Source organism: Streptomyces sp. SCUT-3, from assembly GCF_014083985.1.
In the GTDB taxonomy this organism is placed as follows: Bacteria; Actinomycetota; Actinomycetes; order Streptomycetales; family Streptomycetaceae; genus Streptomyces_H; species Streptomyces_H thermolineatus.
Genome location: NZ_CP046907.1, coordinates 2,266,606 through 2,285,407, shown reverse-complemented (window position 1 = coordinate 2,285,407; position 18,802 = coordinate 2,266,606). Strand labels below are relative to the sequence as shown.

The window sequence follows — 18,802 nt, the reverse complement described above, 5'->3', positions numbered from 1 at the left end:
GAACGCGCGGGTGAACTGGGCATGGCGGTTTCGTGAATGGGTCGCCATGCCGGAATGTCGGGCCCCGGCAGGGCCGTGACGGGCCGTCGCCGACCGGTGATCACCTGTTCGGGGAGAAGGCGGAGGGAATGGTTCCGCCACCTTGCGGACGGATTCCCCATGCCTGCCGCACGATTTTCCCCGACCTCCCGCGCACCGCCCGGCGGGCCGGTTCGGCTGCTGTCGGCGTTCTGTTCACCGTCTGTTGACATCGCGTTGGACGGCGCCTCGAAAAGCATTCCTAATGTCGGCGACGTGCCAGCCAGAACTGCCAGCGAAGAAGGCGGGAAGCTCCGGGTCGCCGTACTGGCCGACTCCGACACCCGATGGAAGTGGGGTGCGCTGACCGCCCGCCGGATCGCACCCGGCTCCACCCTGCACGCGTACCTGCTCAGGGGCCGTGCGACCCCCACCGCGCGCCAGCTCGACGAGGTCGGGATCCGGCCCGACGACATGCGGGAGGTCACCGCCGCGCAGTTCCTGAAGTCCGTCGGCCGCGACACCTGCGACGTGCTCGTCCTCGCCGTCGTCGGCGGCACCTGCCAGGCGATGCTGCACGGCCTCGCCCGCGCCTGGGAGGGCGCCGGGCGCCGGCCCGTCGTCGTCACCGGCTACGTCGGCGTCGTGTACGAGAAGATGGTCGACGGCCTGCTGCTGCGCGGCGGCGCCGACGTCGTCCTCGCCAACAGCGCCCACGACGCCGAGCGGTTCCGCGCCGCCTACGACGGCGCCGGCGCCGACCCCTCGGCGGTCGTCGAGACCGCGCTGCCCTTCCTGGAGGGCGCCCCGTACGAGCCGGACGGCTCCCGCCCGTTCACCGTCACCTTCGCGGCCCAGCCGTCCGTGCCGGAGAGCCGCGCGGACCGCGAGTACCTGCTGCGCCGCCTGGTCCGGCACGCCGAGCGCCACCCCGACCGCGAGGTGCTGCTGAAGCTGCGCAGCAGGCCCGGCGAGCACACCACGCACATCGAGGAGCACCCGTACCAGAAGCTGGCCGCCCGCCTCGGCGGCGCCCGCCCCGGCAACCTGCGCCTGGTCTACGGGAACATGGGCGAGGTCCTGGACCGCACCGACCTGTGCGTCACGGTCAGCTCCACCGCGGCCCTGGAGTCCATGCACCGGGGCATCCCCACCGCGGTCCTGACCGACTTCGGCGTCCGCGAGGCGCTGGGCAACCACCACTTCCTCGGCTCCGGCTGCCTGGCCTCCTGGGACGAGCTCGACGGCGGCCGCCGGCCCCTCGCCGACCCGGCCTGGCTCGCCCGGCACGGGGTCGCCGTCGCCGAGCCGCACCGCGCGGCCCGCGAACGGGTCGCCGCGCTGGCCGCCGCCGGCAGCCTCCCGCCGCTGACCCCGCACTACTCCATGGCCACCGCCACCTCCTACCTGCCCGGCATCCTCGCCCGCCACGGCCTGGACACCGGGGGCGAGCCGCTGCCCGGCGCCGCCGACGAGCCGGCCGGCGAGGGCGCGCTGCGCCGCGCCGCCCGCGAGATGGCGCGCAACGCCGCCCGCACCGCCTACCGGCAGGGCGTCCAGCGCGTCGCCCCGGTCGTCCGCCGCTGGGGGCAGCTGTGAGCACCGCGCAGCCCCCCGCCCGGGCCCCGGAGCAGTCCCCGAACCACTCCCCGAAGCAGTCCCCGAACCACTCCCCGAACCGACCGAACCGAGGAGCCCCCGTGGCACGTGTGCTGGCCGTGATCCCCGCCAGGGGCGGCTCCAAGGGGGTGCCCGGCAAGAACACCGCGCCCGTCGGCGGGGTGCCGCTGGTCGCCCGGGCGGTGCGCGAGTGCCTCGCCGCCCTCCTGGTCACCGACGTGGTGGTCTCCACCGACGACGACGCGGTCGCCGCCGCGGCCCGCCAGGCCGGCGCCGAGACCGTGGCCCGCCCCGCCGAGATCGCCGGCGACACCGCGACCAGCGAGTCCGCCGTGCTGCACGCCATGGACGCCCACGAGGCCCGCCACGGCACCGCGCCCGACGCCGTCCTCCTCGTCCAGTGCACCAGCCCCTTCCTCACCCGCGAGGACGTCGACGGCGTGGCCGCCGCGGTTCTGGAGGAAGGCGCCGACACCGCCCTGACCGTCGCCCCCTTCCACGGCTTCCTCTGGCGCGACGGCGGCACCGCCGCCGACCCGGCCGACGACGGCGGCCACGGCGTCAACCACGACAAGTCCCACCGGCCGCGCCGCCAGGACCGCCCCCAGGACCTACTGGAGACCGGCGCTGCCTACGCCATGCGCGCCGACGGCTTCCGCGAGCACCGCCACCGGTTCTTCGGCCGCACCGCCCTGGTGCGCACCGACCCCGCCCGGGTGCTGGAGGTCGACGAGCCCGCCGACCTCGACCGCGCCCGCGCGCTCGTCCCGCTGCTCGACGGCCCCCGGCCCGGCAGCCTCCCCGCCCGCGACGACGTCGACGCGGTCGTACTCGACTTCGACGGCACCCAGACCGACGACAGGGTGCTGATCGACTCCGACGGACGGGAGCAGGTCACCGTGCACCGCGGTGACGGCTACGGCATCGCGGCCCTGCGCCGCGCCGGCCTGCCCGTGCTGATCCTGTCCACGGAGACCAACCCGGTCGTCGCCGCCCGCGCGCGCAAGCTCAAGCTGCCCGTGATCCACGGCGTCGACCGCAAGGACCTCGCACTCAAGCAGTGGTGCGAGCAGGAGGGCGTAGCCCCCGAACGGGTCCTCTACGTCGGCAACGACGTCAACGACCTCCCCTGTTTCGACCTCGTCGGCTGGCCCGTGGCCGTCGCCTCCGCGCACGACGTGGTGCGCGCGGCCGCCCGGTCGGTGACCTCCGTGCCCGGAGGGCACGGGGCGATCCGCGAGATCGCCTCGTGGATCCTTGGAAAGGACCTGAACCAGTGAGCACTTCTTCCACCTCCCGCATCCGCACCCTCGGCGACCGCGAGGTCGGCCCCGGCCGCCCCGTCTACGTCACCGGCGAGATCGGCATCAACCACAACGGTGAGCTGGAGAACGCCTTCGCCCTGATCGACGCCGCCGTCGAGGCCGGCTGCGACGCCGTCAAGTTCCAGAAGCGCACCCCCGAGGTCTGCACCCCGCGCGACCAGTGGGAGATCGAGCGCGACACCCCCTGGGGCCGGATGACCTACATCGACTACCGCCACCGGGTGGAGTTCGACGAGGACGGCTACCGCGCCATCGACGAGTACTGCCGCAAGAAGGGCATCGCCTGGTTCGCCTCCCCGTGGGACGTGGAGAGCGTCGCCTTCCTGGAGAAGTTCGGCGTCCCCGCCCACAAGGTGGCCTCCGCCTCGCTCACCGACGACGAGCTGCTGCGCGCCCTGCGCGCCACCGGCCGCACGATCATCCTGTCGACCGGCATGTCCACCCCGAAGCAGATCCGCCACGCGGTCGAGGTCCTCGGCAGCGAGAACATCCTGCTCTGCCACGCCACCAGCACCTACCCGGCGCCGGCCGCCGAGCTCAACCTCCGCATGATCAACACCCTGGAGGCCGAGTACCCGAACGTCCCGATCGGCTACTCCGGCCACGAGGTCGGCCTGCAGACCACCCTGGCCGCCGTCGCCCTCGGCGCCGTCTTCGTCGAGCGCCACATCACCCTCGACCGCGCCATGTGGGGCTCGGACCAGGCCGCCTCCGTCGAGCCCCAGGGCCTGCAGCGCCTGGTCCGCGACATCCGCGTCGTCGAGGAGTCCCTCGGCGACGGCGTGAAGAAGGTCTACGAGGGCGAGAAGGCCGCGATGAAGAAGCTGCGCCGCGTCACCGGCGTCGTCGCCGAGGCCGAGGCGGCCGGAGCCGAGCGCGAGCCGGCCTCCGTGTGAACGGACAACCCCGCACGACCGGCACCGTGGCGCTCGTGGAGAGCCCGGTCCAGCTCCTCAACGTGCTGGAGTGGGTGCACGAGCGCCGCACCGCGGTGTCCCCGCCGGCCGGCGGCGCCGGCGGGGACACCGCGGCGGTGCCCGCCGGCCGGCTCCCCTCGGAGGCCACCGGCCCGGCGGGCGGCGGGGACGGCGGCGACGGAGGGCCGCCGGCCTGCACGCTCGTGGTCCTGCCGCCGCGCGACCCGATGACCCGGGGCCAGCTGCGGCGGATGGCCGAACTCGCCCGGGACGAGGGCCTCACGGTGTGCTGGCGCGAGCCGCGCACCTCCCGCACCGCCCCGGTGCGCGCCGCCTGGCAGCTGGCACCCGTGCTGCTCGCCGCCCGGCGGATCGTGCTCGGCGACCCGTTCTCCCGGTACGTGCAGGCGCTGCTGCCGCTCACCCGCGCCCGCGACCTGGTCGTGGTCGACGACGGCACGGCCACCATGGAGTTCGTCTCCCAGCTCGCCCGCGGCGAGCGCCTGGTGCGCTGGCACCGCACCGGCACCTCCGCCCGCGACCGGCTGCTGGGCGTCCTCTCCGGCGTCGCCCGCCGCCGCCTCACCCCCGGCGACGGCCCCGGCGGCCGCCGCGTGGAGGTGTTCAGCGCGATGCCGGTCACCCCGCCGCCCGGCGTCGTCCTCACCCCCAACCGGTTCGCCTGGACCCGCGCCCGCTTCGGGCCGCCGCAGGTCACCGACGCCACCGACATCGTCGGCACCTCCCTGGTGGAGACCGGCGTCGTCGACCCGGAGCGGTACCTGGCCGCCGTCGCCTCGCTGGCCCGAGCCCGGGGAGCCGGCCGCTACTTCGCCCACCGCCGCGAGCGCGAGGAGAAGCTGCGGCGGATCTCCGAGACGGCCGGGCTGGAGATCGTCCGCCCGGACCTCCCGCTCGAACTGGTCGCCCGCCGCGGCCCGGTCGGCCGGACGATCGTCAGCTTCCCGTCGACCGTCGTGCACACCCTGCCGCTCGCCCTGGAGGGCACCGGCGCACAGGTCGCCGTGTGCGAGCTCGACCCGTCCTGGCTCACCGAGGGCGCCTCCCCGCGCGCCCGGGGCTTCCTGACCGGTGTCACCGGCACCGCCCGCGACCTGCACGGACTGGACTCGGTCGGGACGGTGACCCCGTGACCACCCGCGCCGCGGACGGCCGCCACTCCTGCGGCCCCGCGGCCACCGGTGAGAGGGACCGGCGGCCGGTGACCGTCCGGCCGCCCGGCCGGACCCCCGGAACCCCCGAAGACCGGGAGCGGCCGGCCGGCCCGCCCGCCGAGGACCCCGGGACGGCGTACCGGGAGCGCCGGCCCACCGAGGCGGCCCCGGCCCCGGCCGGCCGCTCCCACCACCCCGCCGCCCCGCCCGGGGCCGCCGCCCCGCCCGGCACTGCCCCCGCAGTCGGGGTGCGGGTGGCGGTGCTGACGGCCGGGTCCGCGGAGTCGGCCGCCCGCGCGCACCGGGTCGCCCGCACCGCGGCCGGAGCGGGCTACGACGTCCACCTCCTCGTGCGCGCCTCCACCGGCCCGGCCGGTCACCCGGACCCGGCCGGTCCCGCCGGTCCCGCCGGTTCCGCCGGTCCCCTCCGCGTCCCGTCCGGCGCAGAGGGGTCCGACGGGACCGGCGGAGCCGGCACGGCCGGCGGGGGCTCCTCCGGAGGGGCCCGGCCGGGCGGCGCGGGCCCGCCGGGCGGGCCGCGGACCGTCCCGGTGACGGTCGGCGGGACCCTGGCGCGCAACCGGCTGCGCCGCCCCCGCCCCGGCCTGCGCCGGCCGCTGGCCTACCGCAGCGAGGACGCCTGGCGGTACCGGCTGGCCCGCCTCGCCGCCCGCCGGGCCCTGCTGCGCACCCGGGCCGCCGAGCTGTCCATGCGGCACCGGCCCGCCCCGTTCGCCCTCATCGCCCTCGCCGTCGCCCGCCTCGCCCACGTCGTGGGCCGGCTGTGGACCCGGATGCGCGCCGCCCAGTACCGGTCCGCCACCGCCCGCCGCGCCTCCCCGGACTCCTTCGCCGACGACGTCGCCACCGCCGTGGTGCGCGCCGTCTCGGGGAAGCACCGGGCCTGGCAGCGCCTCGCCCCGGGCCTGCTGGACCTGGAGACCGCCTACGGGCCGGTCCTGGACGCCCTGCGGCCGCAGCTGATCCATGCGCACGGCCAGCGCATGCTGGGCGTGGCCGTGCGGGCGGCGCTGAGGGCCGAGGCGGCCGGCCACCGCACCGTCGTCGTCTGGGACGCGGCCGAGCACCTGCCCGGCACCCGCTTCCCCTCCCGCCGCACCGCGACCGCGTACGACGCCCACGAGCGGGTCTACGCGCCCCGTGCGGACGCCGTCGTCACCGTCTCCGAGGCCTGCGCCGACCTGCTGGCACGCCGCCACCGGCTGCCGGAACGCCCGGCCGTCGTCGTCGACGCCCCGTCGCTGTCCCCGCCGTCCCCGCCATCCCCGCAGTCCCCACAGCCGGTGCACCCGGCCGCGCAGCCGGTGCGCACGGCCCCGCGCGGGGGCGTCCGCTCCTGCTGCGGCCTGGCCGGGGACGTGCCGCTGCTGGTGCACAGCGGGCCCGTGTCCGAGGAGCGCGGCCTGCTCACCGTCGTCGAGGCGCTGCCCAAGCTGTACGACCTGCACGCCGCGTTCGTCGTCCCCGACCCGGGCGCGCCGTACGTGCGGCGGCTGCTGGACCGGGCGGCGGACGCCGGGGTGGCCGGGCGGCTTCACGTGGTCGGCCACGTACCCCACGAGCAGGTGCCCGCCTTCCTGGCCACGGCCGACATCGGCGTCGCGCCCGTGCACCCGCTCCCGCACCACCAGGTGGCGCTGCCGGCCCGCTACTTCGAGTACGCGCACGCCCGGCTGCCGGTCGTGGTCAGCGACGTGCGGCCGATGGCCGCGGCCACCCTGGCGCTGGGCAACGGCGAGGTCTTCCGGGCCCGGGACACCGCGGACTTCGTCCGCGCGGTCGGGGCGGTGCTGACCAACCCGCAGCGCTACCGCCGCGCCTACGAGCGGCCGGGCGCCCTGGACCAGTGGTCCTGGGAGGCCGCGTCCGCCCCGCTGCCCGCCCTCTGGGCCCGCCTCCTGGGCCCGCAGCCCCGGTAGCGCGGTGGTTCCGTCGCGGCAGGGCGGTTGGACTTCCCCTCGCCCTCCGCCTCCAGGACGGGCCACCACCGCGCTCGCCCGCCTCCTCCACCCCACCTTGAACGTGGCGCAGACCTGCCTGCTGGCGGCTGCCTCGTGCCCGGGAGTGAACAAGGTGCTGCTCTCGGCCACGGATCCGGCACACTGGGGCCAGGCGCTGGACGCCCTCGCCCACGGCCCGGTCCCTCCCAGCCACCTCCGGAAGGCCCTCGATGTACTCGCCGCCTGACGACGACACCGACGCCCGCCGCCTCCGGACCGCCCACGCGACCGCCGCCACCGCCCTCGGTGTCACCTGCGCCGGCCCCCTCGTGTGGGGATGGAGAGGCCGCACCCTCGGCCGCCGAGCCACACACCCCGAGCACGGCACCTGCTGGCTGCGCCTGCTCCGCCTCCCCGCAGACAAGGCACACGGCAGACTCTGGGACGGCACGGCGGCCGCGGCCGCGAGCTTCCCCACCGTCCACCGCCCAGCCCTGCACGCCGTCCACGACCTGCCCGTCGACGACGCCGGCCGCGTCTGCCGCGCAGAGCTGTCCGCCTTCATCACCGCCCCGGTCCTGTCCCCGGGCCCGGTCCTGCGCACCCCGCTCGACCTGCCCGACACCTGGTGGAAGGCACTGCGCGCCGACCTGGACACCGTCGCCGCCACTCCCACCGACCGCACCGCGGTCCGCCGGCAGTGGATCGACCGCGCCGTCCCCCGGTACACCGGAGCCCCCGCCCCGCACATCGGCGAGTGGACCACCGCCCACGGCGACCTGCACTGGGCGAACCTGACCGGCCCCGACCTGTGCCTGCTCGACTGGGAAGGCCACGGCACAGCCCCGGCCGGCTACGACGCCGCCCTCCTGCACGCCTACACCCTCCTGCAGCCCGACACCGCCCACCGGGCCCGCGCCGTCTTCGCCGACATCCTCGACACCCCGACCGGCCGCGCCGCCCAGCTGGTCGTCGCCGCCGACCTGCTCCAGGCCGCTTCCCGCGGCGACCACCCCGAACTGGTACCCGCCCTGCACGCCCGGGTCGCCGCCCTCACCGGGGAATCGAACACCTCGGCCACCTGACGAGGGGCGGGGCGGGCGGCCCCGGAGCCCGGCTCGGGAACGCCGCAGGTCCGGCGGGTCGGGGTGGATGTGACCGCCCGCACGGCCCGCGTGCCTTCGCGCTTGTCCCGTCGTTGGTCCACGATGGAACCATCGGACGGGTCGATCACCCTCAAATCGGCGGTCATACCCCTGCGTGAAGGCGGGTATGCGCGCCGAAGGCGGATTCTTCTCCTCCGATGCCGAAAATTTTTGTCGATCAGTGAAATGGAGCGGTGATGCGGCATACCCTGTCCGGGGTGAACCCCTCGACTCCCGGTCCGTCCGTGAGCGTCGAAGGCGCCGACCCGGCCGCCCGCACCCTCCCGCACGCCGAACCACCCCGTTACCCGTCCGAATCCGCCCCACTGCCCGTGCAGTCGCCCGTCCCGGGCCTGCTGCCCGGGTCGCTGCCCGAGCGACTGTTCGCCGAACTCGTCTCCTTCCGGCGGGACGTCCACATGCACCCCGAGCTGGGGCGCCAGGAGTTCCGCACGACCGGTCTGATCAAGGCCCGGCTGGAGGCGTCCGGCCTGGAGCCGCGGGTCCTGCCCGGCGGCACCGGCCTGCTGTGCGACATCGGCCCGCAGGACACCGGCAGACCCCGGCTGGCGCTGCGCGCGGACATCGACGCCCTGCCCATCCCGGACACCAAGACGGTGGGCTACCGCTCCACCGTCCCCGGCCGGGCCCACGCCTGCGGGCACGACGTGCACACCACGGTGGTGCTCGGCGCCGGGCTCGTCCTCGCCGAGCTGGCCCGCGACGGCCTGCTGTCCCGCCCGGTGCGGCTGGTCTTCCAGCCGGCCGAGGAGATGATGCCCGGCGGCGCGCTGGACGTGATCAAGGCCGGCGGGCTGGACGGTGTCGACCGCATCCTGGCCCTGCACTGCGACCCCAAGGTCGAGGTCGGCCGGATCGGGCTGCGGCAGGGCGCGATCACCTCCGCCTGCGACCGGCTGGAGCTGTCCCTGGACGGCCCCGGCGGGCACACCGCCCGCCCGCACCTGACCACCGACCTGGTGACGGCGGCGGCCCGGCTGGCCGTCGACCTGCCGGCAGTGCTGGCCCGCCGGATCGACCCGCGCGCCGGCCTGTCGCTGGTGTGGGGCCGCATCCAGTCCGGCCACGCCTGCAACGTGGTGCCGCAGCACGCCGAGCTGGAGGGCACCGTGCGGTGCCTGGAGCACGAGGCGTGGCGCGAGGCGCCGGACCTGGTCCACGAGGTGATCGACCAGGTCACCTCGATGTACGGGGCCAAGTGGGAGCTGACCTACCACCGGGGCGTGCCGCCGGTGGTCAACGAGGCGGACTCCGTGGAGCTGCTGCGCGCGGCGATGGGTGCCCGCTACGGCGGGCACACGGTGGAGGACACCGAGCAGAGCCTGGGCGGAGAGGACTTCTCCTGGTACCTGGAGCAGGTGCCGGGCGCGCTCGCCCGGCTGGGGGTGCGCCCGCCGCACGAGAGCACGGGCCGCGACCTCCACCGGGGCGACTTCGACGTCGACGAGAGGGCGATCGCGGTGGGCGTGGAGCTGTTCACCGCCGCCTCCCTGCTGGACTGAACCGCCGGACCGGTCCGACGGGCCGGTCCGACGGAACGAACCACCGGAACGAACCACCGGACCGGCCCGGCCCCTCGCCGGGCCGGTCCGCCGTACCCGCAGGGCACCCCGCCACCCCTGCCGGGACGCCCCGGCACACCCCTGCCGGGGCGGTCCGGCGGGGGACCGACAGTGACGCTCCGGACCGCCGGAGTGAGCACGCCCCACCTCCTGAGCGACAATCTGATAACAGCCCCGGAGTGGGTGTTTTTCCGGCATCTACGCGCGTTAAGCTGCCCGCGAACCAGCGCCGGACGGGGCGCTTTTCAACCGAAGGGGTGCTCCTCTTGCGCCGGGTATCCAAGATCACTGCCGCGGTCACCACCGCTGCCGCCCTCGCCCTCACCGCCACCGCGTGCGGCAGCGGCAGCAGCGGCAACTCCAACGAGTCGTCCTCCGCGAAGGACGGCGAGGTCAAGGTCGGCCTCGTCTACGACATCGGCGGCCGCGGCGACCAGTCCTTCAACGACGCCGCCTACCGCGGCTTCGACAAGGCCCTCAAGGAATTCGACATCGCCGGGGAGGACAAGGAGCCCTCCGACGGCGAGTCGGACGCCGACAAGGAGCAGCGCCTCACCGAGCTGGCCCGCCAGGGCTTCAACCCGGTCATCGGCGTCGGCTACGCCTACGCGGGCCCGATCGAGAAGGTCGCCAAGAAGTTCCCCGACACCAGCTTCGCGGTCATCGACGACTCGTCGCGCAAGGGCGAGAACATCGCCAACCTGGTGTTCAGCGAGGAGCAGGGCTCCTACCTGGTGGGCGTCGCCGCGGCGACCCTCACCAAGACCGACAGGGTCGGCTTCCTGGGCGGCGTGAACACCCCGCTGATCCAGAAGTTCGAGGCCGGCTTCGAGCAGGGCGTCAAGGACACCAACAAGGACGTCAAGGTCACCACCCAGTACATCTCGCAGCCGCCGGACATGAAGGGCTTCTCGTCCCCGGCGGACGGCAAGAAGGTCGCGGCCGGCATGCTCGACCAGGGCATCGACGTGATCTACCCGGCGGCCGGCGCCTCCGGCGGCGGCGCGTTCGAGGCCATCGCGGCCGAGGGCAAGATGGGCATCGGCGTCGACTCCGACCAGTACCAGCAGAAGAGCCTGGAGAAGGTCAAGGACGTCATCATCACCTCGATGACCAAGAACGTCGAGGGCGCGGTGTACGAGTTCATCAAGTCCGTCGTCGACGGCAAGCCGCAGACCGGCGTCAAGACGCACGACCTGAGCGACGACGGCGTCGGCTACTCCAAGTCCAACCCCGCCTTCGCCGAGAACGCCGAGCTGATCAAGAAGCTCGAGGCCGTGAAGAAGGACATCATCGACGGGAAGATCGAGGTCAAGAGCACCGTCTCCTGACACCGGCACCGCCACCGATGCGCCGGGCCCGGAGGCGGGACGTCCGTCCCGCCTCCGGGCCCCGGTCATGTCCCAGGGATTCTTCGCACGAGGAGAGTGCGCCATCCGATCCTCCAGTCCACCGCCGCCCGCCGTGGAGCTGCACGGCATCACCAAGCGGTTCCCCGGAGTCGTGGCCAACCACGACATCGACATCGCCGTCGGGCGCGGCACCGTTCACGCGATCGTCGGTGAGAACGGGGCCGGCAAGTCCACCCTGATGAAGATCCTCTACGGCATGCAGAAGCCGGACGAGGGCACCATCGCGGTCGACGGCGAGCAGGTCGCCTTCAGCACCCCGGCCGACGCCATCGCACGCGGCATCGGCATGGTGCACCAGCACTTCATGCTCGCCGACAACCTCACCGTCCTGGAGAACACCACTCTGGGCGCGGAGAAGCTGTACGGCATCGGCGCGAAGGCCCGGGCGAAGATCAAGGAGATCTCCGACGCCTACGGCCTGGGCGTGCGCCCGGACGCCGTCGTCGAGGACCTCGGCGTGGCCGACCGCCAGCGCGTGGAGATCCTCAAGGTCCTCTACCGCGGCGCCCGCACCCTCATCCTGGACGAGCCCACCGCGGTGCTGGTGCCCCAGGAGGTGGACGCGCTCTTCGCCAACCTGCGCGAGCTCAAGGCCGAGGGCCTGACCGTCATCTTCATCTCGCACAAGCTGGGCGAGGTGCTGTCCGTCGCCGACGACATCACCGTCATCCGGCGCGGCACCACCGTGGCCTCGGTCAAGCCGGCCGACGTCACCGCCAAGCAGCTCGCCGAGCTGATGGTCGGCGCCGAACTGCCCTCGCCGGAGACCCGCGAGTGCACCGTCACCGACACCGTGATGCTCGCCGTCGACTCGCTGCGGCTGACCGCCCACGACGCCGAGAGCGGCCCCCGCGCCGTCCTGGACGACATCTCCCTGACCATCCGCAAGGGCGAGGTCCTGGGCCTGGCCGGCGTCGAGGGCAACGGGCAGACCGAGCTGATCGAGGCCCTGATCGGCCTGCGCGCCCCCGACTCCGGCACGATCCGGCTGGACGGCGAGGACATCACCTCCCGCCCCACCCGCGCGCGCCGCGAGGGCGGCATCGGCTACATCCCCGAGGACCGCCACCGCCACGGCCTGCTCCTCGAGTCCCCGCTGTGGGAGAACCGCATCCTCGGCCACGTCGGCGAGGCCCCCAACAGCAAGGGCTTCCTGCTCAAGCCCAAGGCGGCCCGCGCCGACACCGAGCGGATCGTGCGCGAGTACGACGTGCGCACCCCCGGCATCGACGTCACCGCGGCCTCCCTGTCCGGCGGCAACCAGCAGAAGCTGATCGTCGGCCGGGAGATGAGCCACCGCCCCAAGTTCCTCATCGCCGCCCACCCCACCCGCGGCGTGGACGTCGGCGCGCAGGCCCAGATCTGGGACCAGATCCGCGAGGCCCGCCGCGAGGGCCTGGCGGTCCTGCTCATCTCCGCCGACCTCGACGAACTCATCGGCCTGTCGGACACCCTGCGGGTGATGTACCGCGGCCGCCTGGTCGCGGACGCCGACCCGGCCTCGATCACCTCCGAGGAGCTGGGCTCGGCGATGACCGGCGCCTCCTCCGGCCGCCTGGAGTCCCCGGACGGGCAGCCGTCCGGCGGGAACCCCGCGGCCGACGAGGTCCCGGCCGCCGACAAGGCCCCGGCCACGAGCGGCGCCCCGGCCCCGGGCAAGGACTCCGCCACCGGCGACGGCGACGGGGGAGAGGAAGCATGAAGAAGATCGACAAGGAGCGGCTGATCCTCGCGGTCGCCGCCCCGGTTCTGGCAGTCGCCTTCGCGATGCTGCTCAGCTCGGCCATCCTGCTGGCCTCCGGCCGCAACCCGGTCGAGCCGTACGCGCTGATGGTCGACTACGCGGTCGTCAACCCGGACGTGCAGGTCCTGATCGTCAACCGGACCACGACCTACTACCTGGCGGCGCTCGCCGTCGCGGTCGGCTTCCGGATGAACCTGTTCAACATCGGCGTCGACGGCCAGTACCGCCTCGCCGCCATGCTCTCCGCCGCAGTGGGCACCGCCGTGCCGCTGCCCGGGGCCCTGCGCATGGTGGTGATCGTCGTCACCGCGATGCTGGTCGGCGCCGCCTGGGCCGGTATCGCGGGCATCCTCAAGACCACCCGGGGCGTGAGCGAGGTCGTCTCCACGATCATGCTCAACGCCATCGCCACCTCCCTGATCGCCTACCTGCTCCAGCCCTCCCTGCTGGGCAAGCGACTCGAGGGCAGCAACGACCTGACCACCGGCGAGCTGCCGGAGTCCGCCTGGCTGCCCGGCATCCCCACCAGTGCCCCCGGCAGCGAGATCTACGGCTTCATCGTGGTCGCGGTCCTCCTCGGCATCGGCTACTGGTTCCTGCTCAACCGCACCCGCTTCGGCTTCGACCTGCGGGCGGCCGGCGCCTCCGAGAGCGCCGCCGCGGCCAGCGGCGTCAACGGTCGGCGGATGGTGCTCACCAGCATCCTGCTCTCCGGCGCGCTGGCCGGCCTGACCGGCATGCCGCTGCTGCTGGGCGAGGCCCACGAGTACAACCTGGCCTTCCCCGCAGGCGTCGGCTTCACCGGCATCACCATCGCACTGCTGGGTCGCAACAACCCGGTCGGCATGGCCGTCGGCGCGCTGCTCCTCGCCTTCCTCAAAGTGACCTCCCAGACACTGGACTCCAACGGCTACGTCAAGGAGATCGCCGAGATCATGGAAGGCCTGATCGTGATCGCCGTCGTCGTCGCCTACGAGACGGTCCGCCGCTGGGGCCTGCGCCGCCAGCAGCAGCGGGTCGGCGAGGAACTCGCCCGCACCCACCAGGCCTCCCAGGACAAGGTCAAGAAGGAGGTGCCGGTGTGACCGCGACACTCACCAAGGCCGCCGGGCCCTCGGCCGGCAAGGCCCCCACTCCGCGCCGTCGGCTGTCACTGCCCGTACTGCTGCTCTGCATCGCGGCGGCCCTCGCCCTGTTCTCCGCCGTGCGCCTGGTCACCGGCGCCGACGACATCACCTCCGTCGGCCAGGTGCGCAGCGCCCTGGAGCTGGCCATCCCCATCGGCCTGGCAGGCCTCGGCGGCCTGTGGGCCGAACGCGCCGGCGTGATCAACATCGGCCTGGAGGGCATGCTGATCCTCGGCACCTGGTTCGGCGCCTGGGCCGGCTACCAGTGGGGCCCGTGGAGCGGCGTCGCCATGGGCATCCTCGGCGGCGCGATCGGCGGCCTGGTGCACGCGGTCGTCACCGTCTCCTTCGGGGTCAACCACATCGTCTCCGGCGTGGCCATCAACATCCTGGCGGCGGGCAGCACCAAGTACCTGTCCAATCTGACCTTCGAGGAGGCCCCCGGCGGCGGCAGCGCCACCCAGTCACCGCCGATCGGCCAGATCGAGCGGTTCACCGTCCCCGGGCTGTCGGACGCGATGAAGGCGCTCAACGAGAAGCACTGGTTCTTCGTCTCCGACCTGGCCGGCTTCGTCGGCGGCGTGGTCACCGACATCTCGGTGCTCACCGTCGTCGCGCTGCTGCTGGTCCCGGCCAGCTACTGGATCCTGTGGCGCACCCCGTTCGGCCTGCGCCTGCGGTCCTGCGGCGAGAACCCGACCGCCGCGGAGTCCCTGGGCGTCAACGTCTACAAGTACAAGTACGTCGCGGTGGTCGTCTCCGGCGCGCTGGCCGGACTCGGCGGCGTCTTCCTCGCCGAGGTCGCCAGCAGCTACTACCGCGAGGGCCAGACCGGCGGGCGCGGCTACATCGGCCTCGCCGCGATGATCTTCGGCAACTGGCGTCCCGGCGGCCTCGCCCTCGGCGCCGGCCTGTTCGGCTACACCGACAGCCTCAACCTGCGCTCCGGCGGCACCAGCGTCCACGCGCTGCTCCTGCTGCTGGCGGTCCTGCTGGTGCTGGCGGCCGCCTGGCAGCTGTACCGCCGCAAGTTCGTCAGTGCCGCGGTCGCACTGGTCGTCGCCGCGGGCCTGGCGTTCTGGTACGCCTCCACCGACGAGGTCCCGACGTACTTCGTCACCATGGCCCCCTACGTCACCACCCTCCTGGTCCTGGCGCTGTCCGCGCAGCGCCTGCGGCCCCCGCGGGCGGTGGGCGACCCCTACCGCCGGGGGACGGGCAAGTGACGGCCCCCGCCGTCGACTGGGAGCACCTGCGGGCGCAGGCGCGGGACGTTGTGTCCCGCGCCTACGCGCCCTACTCGGGCTACCGGGTCGGCGCCGCCGCCCTGGTCGACGACGGCCGGACCGTGACCGGCTGCAACGTGGAGAACGCCGCCTACGGCGTCGGGCTGTGCGCCGAGTGCGGCCTGGTCTCCGCCCTGCACGCCTCCGGCGGCGGCCGGCTGACCGCGTTCACCTGCGTCAACGGCGACGGCGAGACGATCATGCCGTGCGGGCGGTGCCGCCAGCTGCTGTGGGAGCACGGCGGCCCCGGCCTGCTGGTGGACACCCCCGCGGCGTCCGCCCGATGAGCGAGGTCCTCCCCGACGCCTTCGACTCCGACGACATCGCCGGCTTCGCCCCAGAGGCCCCAGAGGCCCCCGAGGTCCCCGACGCGGACTGAGACCCGGGGGGCCGGGGGCGGGGGTGCCGGGCCGCGCACGGTCCGGCACCCCCGCCCCCGGCCCCCCCGGCCCGGCCCGCAACTCACAGCCCCGGCCACACCCCTCCGCCACCCCGGACCCACGACACGTCCCCGGCCCACGAGGCCCGACACCACCGACACCCAAGGACCGTCGCCACCATGGACGCCATCTCCGTCATCCGCACCAAGCGCGACCGCGAGACCCTCACCGACGAGCAGATCGACTGGGTGATCGACGCCTACACCCGCGGCGAGGTCGCCGACGAGCAGATGGCCGCGCTCGCCATGGCCGTCCTGCTCAACGGCATGACCCGGGCCGAGACCGCCCGCTGGACCGCGGCGATGATCGCCAGCGGCGAGCGGATGGACTTCTCGTCCCTGCCCCGGCCCACCGCCGACAAGCACTCCACCGGCGGTGTCGGCGACAAGATCACCCTCCCGCTCGCCCCGCTCGTCGCCGCCTGCGGCGCGGCCGTCCCCCAGCTGTCCGGGCGCGGCCTCGGCCACACCGGCGGCACCCTGGACAAGCTGGAGTCGATCCCCGGCTGGCGGGCGCTGCTGTCCAACGACGAGATGATGGCCGTCCTGCGCGACGTCGGCGCCGTGATCTGCGCCGCCGGCGACGGCCTCGCCCCGGCCGACAAGAAGCTGTACGCGCTGCGCGACGTCACCGGCACGGTCGAGGCGATCCCGCTGATCGCCAGCTCGATCATGTCCAAGAAGATCGCCGAGGGCACGGGCGCGCTCGTCCTCGACGTCAAGGTCGGCTCCGGCGCCTTCATGAAGAACATCGACGACGCCCGCGAGCTGGCCTCCACCATGGTCGCCCTGGGCACCGACCACGGGGTGCGCACCACCGCCCTGCTCACCGACATGTCCACCCCCTCGGCCTGACCGCCGGCAACGCCCTGGAGGTCCGCGAGTCGGTCGAGGTCCTGGCCGGCGGCGGCCCCGCGGACGTCGTCGAGCTGACCGTGGCCCTGGCCCGCGAGATGCTGGCCGGCGCGGGTGTGCACGGCAAGGACCCGGAGACCGCCCTGCGGGACGGCTCCGCCATGGACGTGTGGCGCCGCATGATCGCCGCCCAGGGCGGCGACCCCGACGCGCCCCTGCCCGTCGCCCGCGAGCAGCACGTCGTCACCGCCCCGGCCACCGGCGTCCTCACCGAGCTGGACGCCTACGCGGTCGGCCTGTGCGCCTGGCGCCTGGGCGCCGGCCGCGCCCGCAAGGAGGACCCGGTGCAGGCCGGCGCCGGCGTCGAACTGCACGCCAAGCCGGGCGACGCCGTGCGCGAGGGCGAGCCCCTGCTCACCCTCCACACCGACACCCCCGAGCGGTTCGAGTACGCCCTCGCCCCCCTGGACGGCGGCATCACCGTCGCCGCCCCCGACACCCCGTTCACCCCGTCCCCGGTGATCCTCGACCGCATCGGCTGAACCCGCCGGCCCCGCGGTTCCGGGGCCGCGGCGGGCACGGCGGCAACACCCGCGCCCGCCCCGGCCCCGGGCGGGTTGTGGTTCACCGCCAGGACAGCGCGCCCGGGTCCCACGAGAGGCCCGACGTCCGGCCGGTGAGGACGGGGTCGGCGAAGGCCGTCACGGTGCCCAGCACGTCGGCGAACTCCTCGGGGAGCCGGTCGTCCAGCCGTTGGCGGCGGCGCCAAGCCGCCCACTTGGCCTGGGCGACGGCGGGGTAACCGGCGAGAGCGGTGGCGAGCGGTGTGAGGGCGACCCGCCGGTACTCGGACACGGTGACGACGCTGCTGCGCAGTTCGTCGCCGTCGACCGCGTGCCGCAGGCACAGGGCGTGCACGTCGGCGAAGTCGCGCCAGCGGGTGTTGCCGGCACCGCGTTGGACGGCGGTGACGATCTTCTCCGCGTGCACCATCGGCAGCGGATAACCGGTGACCTCCAGCCGGCCGCCGAGGAGCCTGGGCAGCACGACCCGCCGGGGGGCGGGCTGCACCGGGTCGCCGACGTTGACGTCGACGTGGAAGGCGATGCGAGCCGCCGAGAGGCGGCCGGTCAGCGTGACGCGCACGCCGCTGTACTCGTCCTCGTCGCGGATGCTCTCGGCGGTGGCGGTCTCCGGGGCGAGGTCGAGGCCATCGTCCTGGGGGAGGGCCGCGATCTCCCGGACCGTGCGGAGGACGGTGGGGATGTCGTTGGGAACCTGCCGTGCGTACAGGTCCACGTCACGGGTGGGGCGGCGGGTCTCGTACGCCGCGAGCAGCACGCCGCCCTTCAGGACGAGGTGGTCGGCGTGCTCCGAGGCGGCCAGGCGGGAGAGGAAGCCCTCGAGGGCGTAGAGCTGGTGCAGTTCGTCGGTGGGGCGGCGCAGACGGCGTGCGAGGTTCTGCAGGTCGAGGTAGGCGCGTCCGGCCGGGGTGCTCCGGGTGGGGCGGCGGTCAGTCAAGAAGGATCTCCAGTGATGTGCGCAGTGCTGTGCGGGCGGCAGGGAAGTGCTCCGCCATCTGCAACAGGGCGGCCGGGTGGTTGCCCGGCTGCCGCAGCCAGCGCCGCAGGGCGCCGTTGGCCAGGTCGCTGCCCTCGCGGTGGCGGAGGCGGAACGCGTCGACGATGGACCGCTCGGGGGTGTAGATCCCGATGCGGAGATCGCCTTCGAGGGGGAGTTCGGACCGGCCGATCCCGAAGGTCTCCGGTCGGAAGGAGTGCCAGGTGACCGGTGCCTGGACGACCGGCTTCCAGCGTCCCCGGGGCAGGGCGGTGTCGATGGAGGCGGGGATGAGGTCGGTGAGCCCGTGGCGTGCCAGGGCCGTGCCCAGGCACAGGGTCGCTTCGGGGGCGTGGAGGGCGATCTCGACCAGGTCGATGTCGGCGTCCCAGTCGGCGTCGCCGCGCCGGAACAGGCCTCGGCCTATCTGTTCCACGGCACCGCTGTCGCGCAGCGCGTAAAGCCGGTGCTTGGAGAGCCCGGCCTCACGGGCCTGCCGGTAGGTGAAGGTCGGGGGGAGCGCGGATCCGCCGGTGCTCATGGTTCTCTCCTGCCTGCTGCCGGGTGCGGTGAGGCATGCCTCGGAAAAAACCTATACGGGCCATGGCTACATGGTGAGGTTTGTTCCGGAGGGC

Annotated in this window: 14 protein-coding genes and 2 pseudogenes; 14 read left to right on the top strand and 2 right to left on the bottom strand. The window is 74.2% G+C overall.

Features of this window, described 5'->3' with window-relative positions:
- Positions 1 to 294: 294 nt before the first annotated feature.
- The 14 genes and pseudogenes from GQS52_RS09990 to GQS52_RS09930 all read left to right on the top strand — a co-directional run bounded on the left by GQS52_RS09990 (position 295) and on the right by GQS52_RS09930 (position 17,149).
- Entirely contained in the window at positions 295 to 1,617 is a 1,323-nt protein-coding gene (locus GQS52_RS09990; RefSeq protein WP_182313054.1) for a DUF6716 putative glycosyltransferase, read from the top strand.
- 101 nt (positions 1,618 to 1,718) lie between these two features.
- On the top strand, positions 1,719 to 2,918 hold the full coding sequence (locus GQS52_RS09985) for an acylneuraminate cytidylyltransferase (RefSeq protein ID WP_182313053.1): 1,200 nt from the start codon (positions 1,719 to 1,721) through the stop codon (positions 2,916 to 2,918).
- A complete protein-coding gene (locus GQS52_RS09980) occupies positions 2,915 to 3,859 on the top strand; it encodes an N-acetylneuraminate synthase family protein (protein ID WP_182313052.1) in 945 nt (314 codons plus the stop codon). Before GQS52_RS09985 ends, GQS52_RS09980 begins: the two co-directional genes overlap by 4 nt.
- Positions 3,856 to 5,034: a hypothetical protein gene (locus GQS52_RS09975; protein WP_182313051.1), complete on the top strand. Its 1,179-nt coding sequence runs from the start codon at positions 3,856 to 3,858 to the stop codon at positions 5,032 to 5,034. The genes GQS52_RS09980 and GQS52_RS09975 overlap by 4 nt, the downstream gene beginning before the upstream one ends.
- Complete coding sequence (locus tag GQS52_RS09970) at positions 5,031 to 6,995, top strand: glycosyltransferase family 4 protein (protein ID WP_259370685.1); 1,965 nt, start codon at positions 5,031 to 5,033, stop codon at positions 6,993 to 6,995. The genes GQS52_RS09975 and GQS52_RS09970 overlap by 4 nt, the downstream gene beginning before the upstream one ends.
- A 103-nt stretch (positions 6,996 to 7,098) precedes the next feature.
- Positions 7,099 to 7,263: a hypothetical protein gene (locus GQS52_RS09965; protein ID WP_182313050.1), complete on the top strand. Its 165-nt coding sequence runs from the start codon at positions 7,099 to 7,101 to the stop codon at positions 7,261 to 7,263.
- On the top strand, positions 7,247 to 8,101 hold the full coding sequence (locus tag GQS52_RS09960) for a hypothetical protein (protein ID WP_182313049.1): 855 nt from the start codon (positions 7,247 to 7,249) through the stop codon (positions 8,099 to 8,101). The genes GQS52_RS09965 and GQS52_RS09960 overlap by 17 nt, the downstream gene beginning before the upstream one ends.
- A 386-nt stretch (positions 8,102 to 8,487) precedes the next feature.
- Positions 8,488 to 9,684, top strand: coding sequence for a M20 family metallopeptidase (locus tag GQS52_RS09955; protein WP_259371087.1), 1,197 nt, complete (start codon positions 8,488 to 8,490; stop codon positions 9,682 to 9,684).
- A gap of 326 nt (positions 9,685 to 10,010) precedes the next feature.
- Positions 10,011 to 11,075, top strand: coding sequence for a BMP family ABC transporter substrate-binding protein (locus GQS52_RS09950; protein WP_182313047.1), 1,065 nt, complete (start codon positions 10,011 to 10,013; stop codon positions 11,073 to 11,075).
- 67 nt (positions 11,076 to 11,142) lie between these two features.
- Positions 11,143 to 12,858 (top strand): ABC transporter ATP-binding protein, encoded by a 1,716-nt coding sequence (locus GQS52_RS09945; RefSeq protein ID WP_182313046.1) that lies wholly within the window; start codon positions 11,143 to 11,145, stop codon positions 12,856 to 12,858.
- Positions 12,855 to 13,985, top strand: coding sequence for an ABC transporter permease (locus tag GQS52_RS09940; protein ID WP_182313045.1), 1,131 nt, complete (start codon positions 12,855 to 12,857; stop codon positions 13,983 to 13,985). The genes GQS52_RS09945 and GQS52_RS09940 overlap by 4 nt, the downstream gene beginning before the upstream one ends.
- The gene (locus tag GQS52_RS27035; protein WP_220472750.1) at positions 13,982 to 15,253 is read left to right on the top strand and encodes an ABC transporter permease; all 1,272 of its coding nucleotides are present in this window, start codon (positions 13,982 to 13,984) and stop codon (positions 15,251 to 15,253) included. Before GQS52_RS09940 ends, GQS52_RS27035 begins: the two co-directional genes overlap by 4 nt.
- Positions 15,250 to 15,692: pseudogene (locus tag GQS52_RS09935) on the top strand (cytidine deaminase). Before GQS52_RS27035 ends, GQS52_RS09935 begins: the two are co-directional and overlap by 4 nt.
- A gap of 180 nt (positions 15,693 to 15,872) precedes the next feature.
- A pseudogene (locus tag GQS52_RS09930) lies at positions 15,873 to 17,149 on the top strand (thymidine phosphorylase).
- Between the two features lie 82 nt (positions 17,150 to 17,231).
- Here GQS52_RS09930 and GQS52_RS09925 read toward each other — a convergent pair.
- Together GQS52_RS09925 and GQS52_RS09920 are read right to left on the bottom strand one after the other, a co-directional pair.
- On the bottom strand, positions 17,232 to 18,128 hold the full coding sequence (locus GQS52_RS09925) for a nucleotidyl transferase AbiEii/AbiGii toxin family protein (protein WP_182313044.1): 897 nt from the start codon (positions 18,126 to 18,128) through the stop codon (positions 17,232 to 17,234).
- Positions 18,121 to 18,708 (bottom strand): type IV toxin-antitoxin system AbiEi family antitoxin domain-containing protein, encoded by a 588-nt coding sequence (locus tag GQS52_RS09920; protein WP_182313043.1) that lies wholly within the window; start codon positions 18,706 to 18,708, stop codon positions 18,121 to 18,123. Before GQS52_RS09920 ends, GQS52_RS09925 begins: the two co-directional genes overlap by 8 nt.
- Between the last annotated feature and the right edge of the window lie 94 nt (positions 18,709 to 18,802).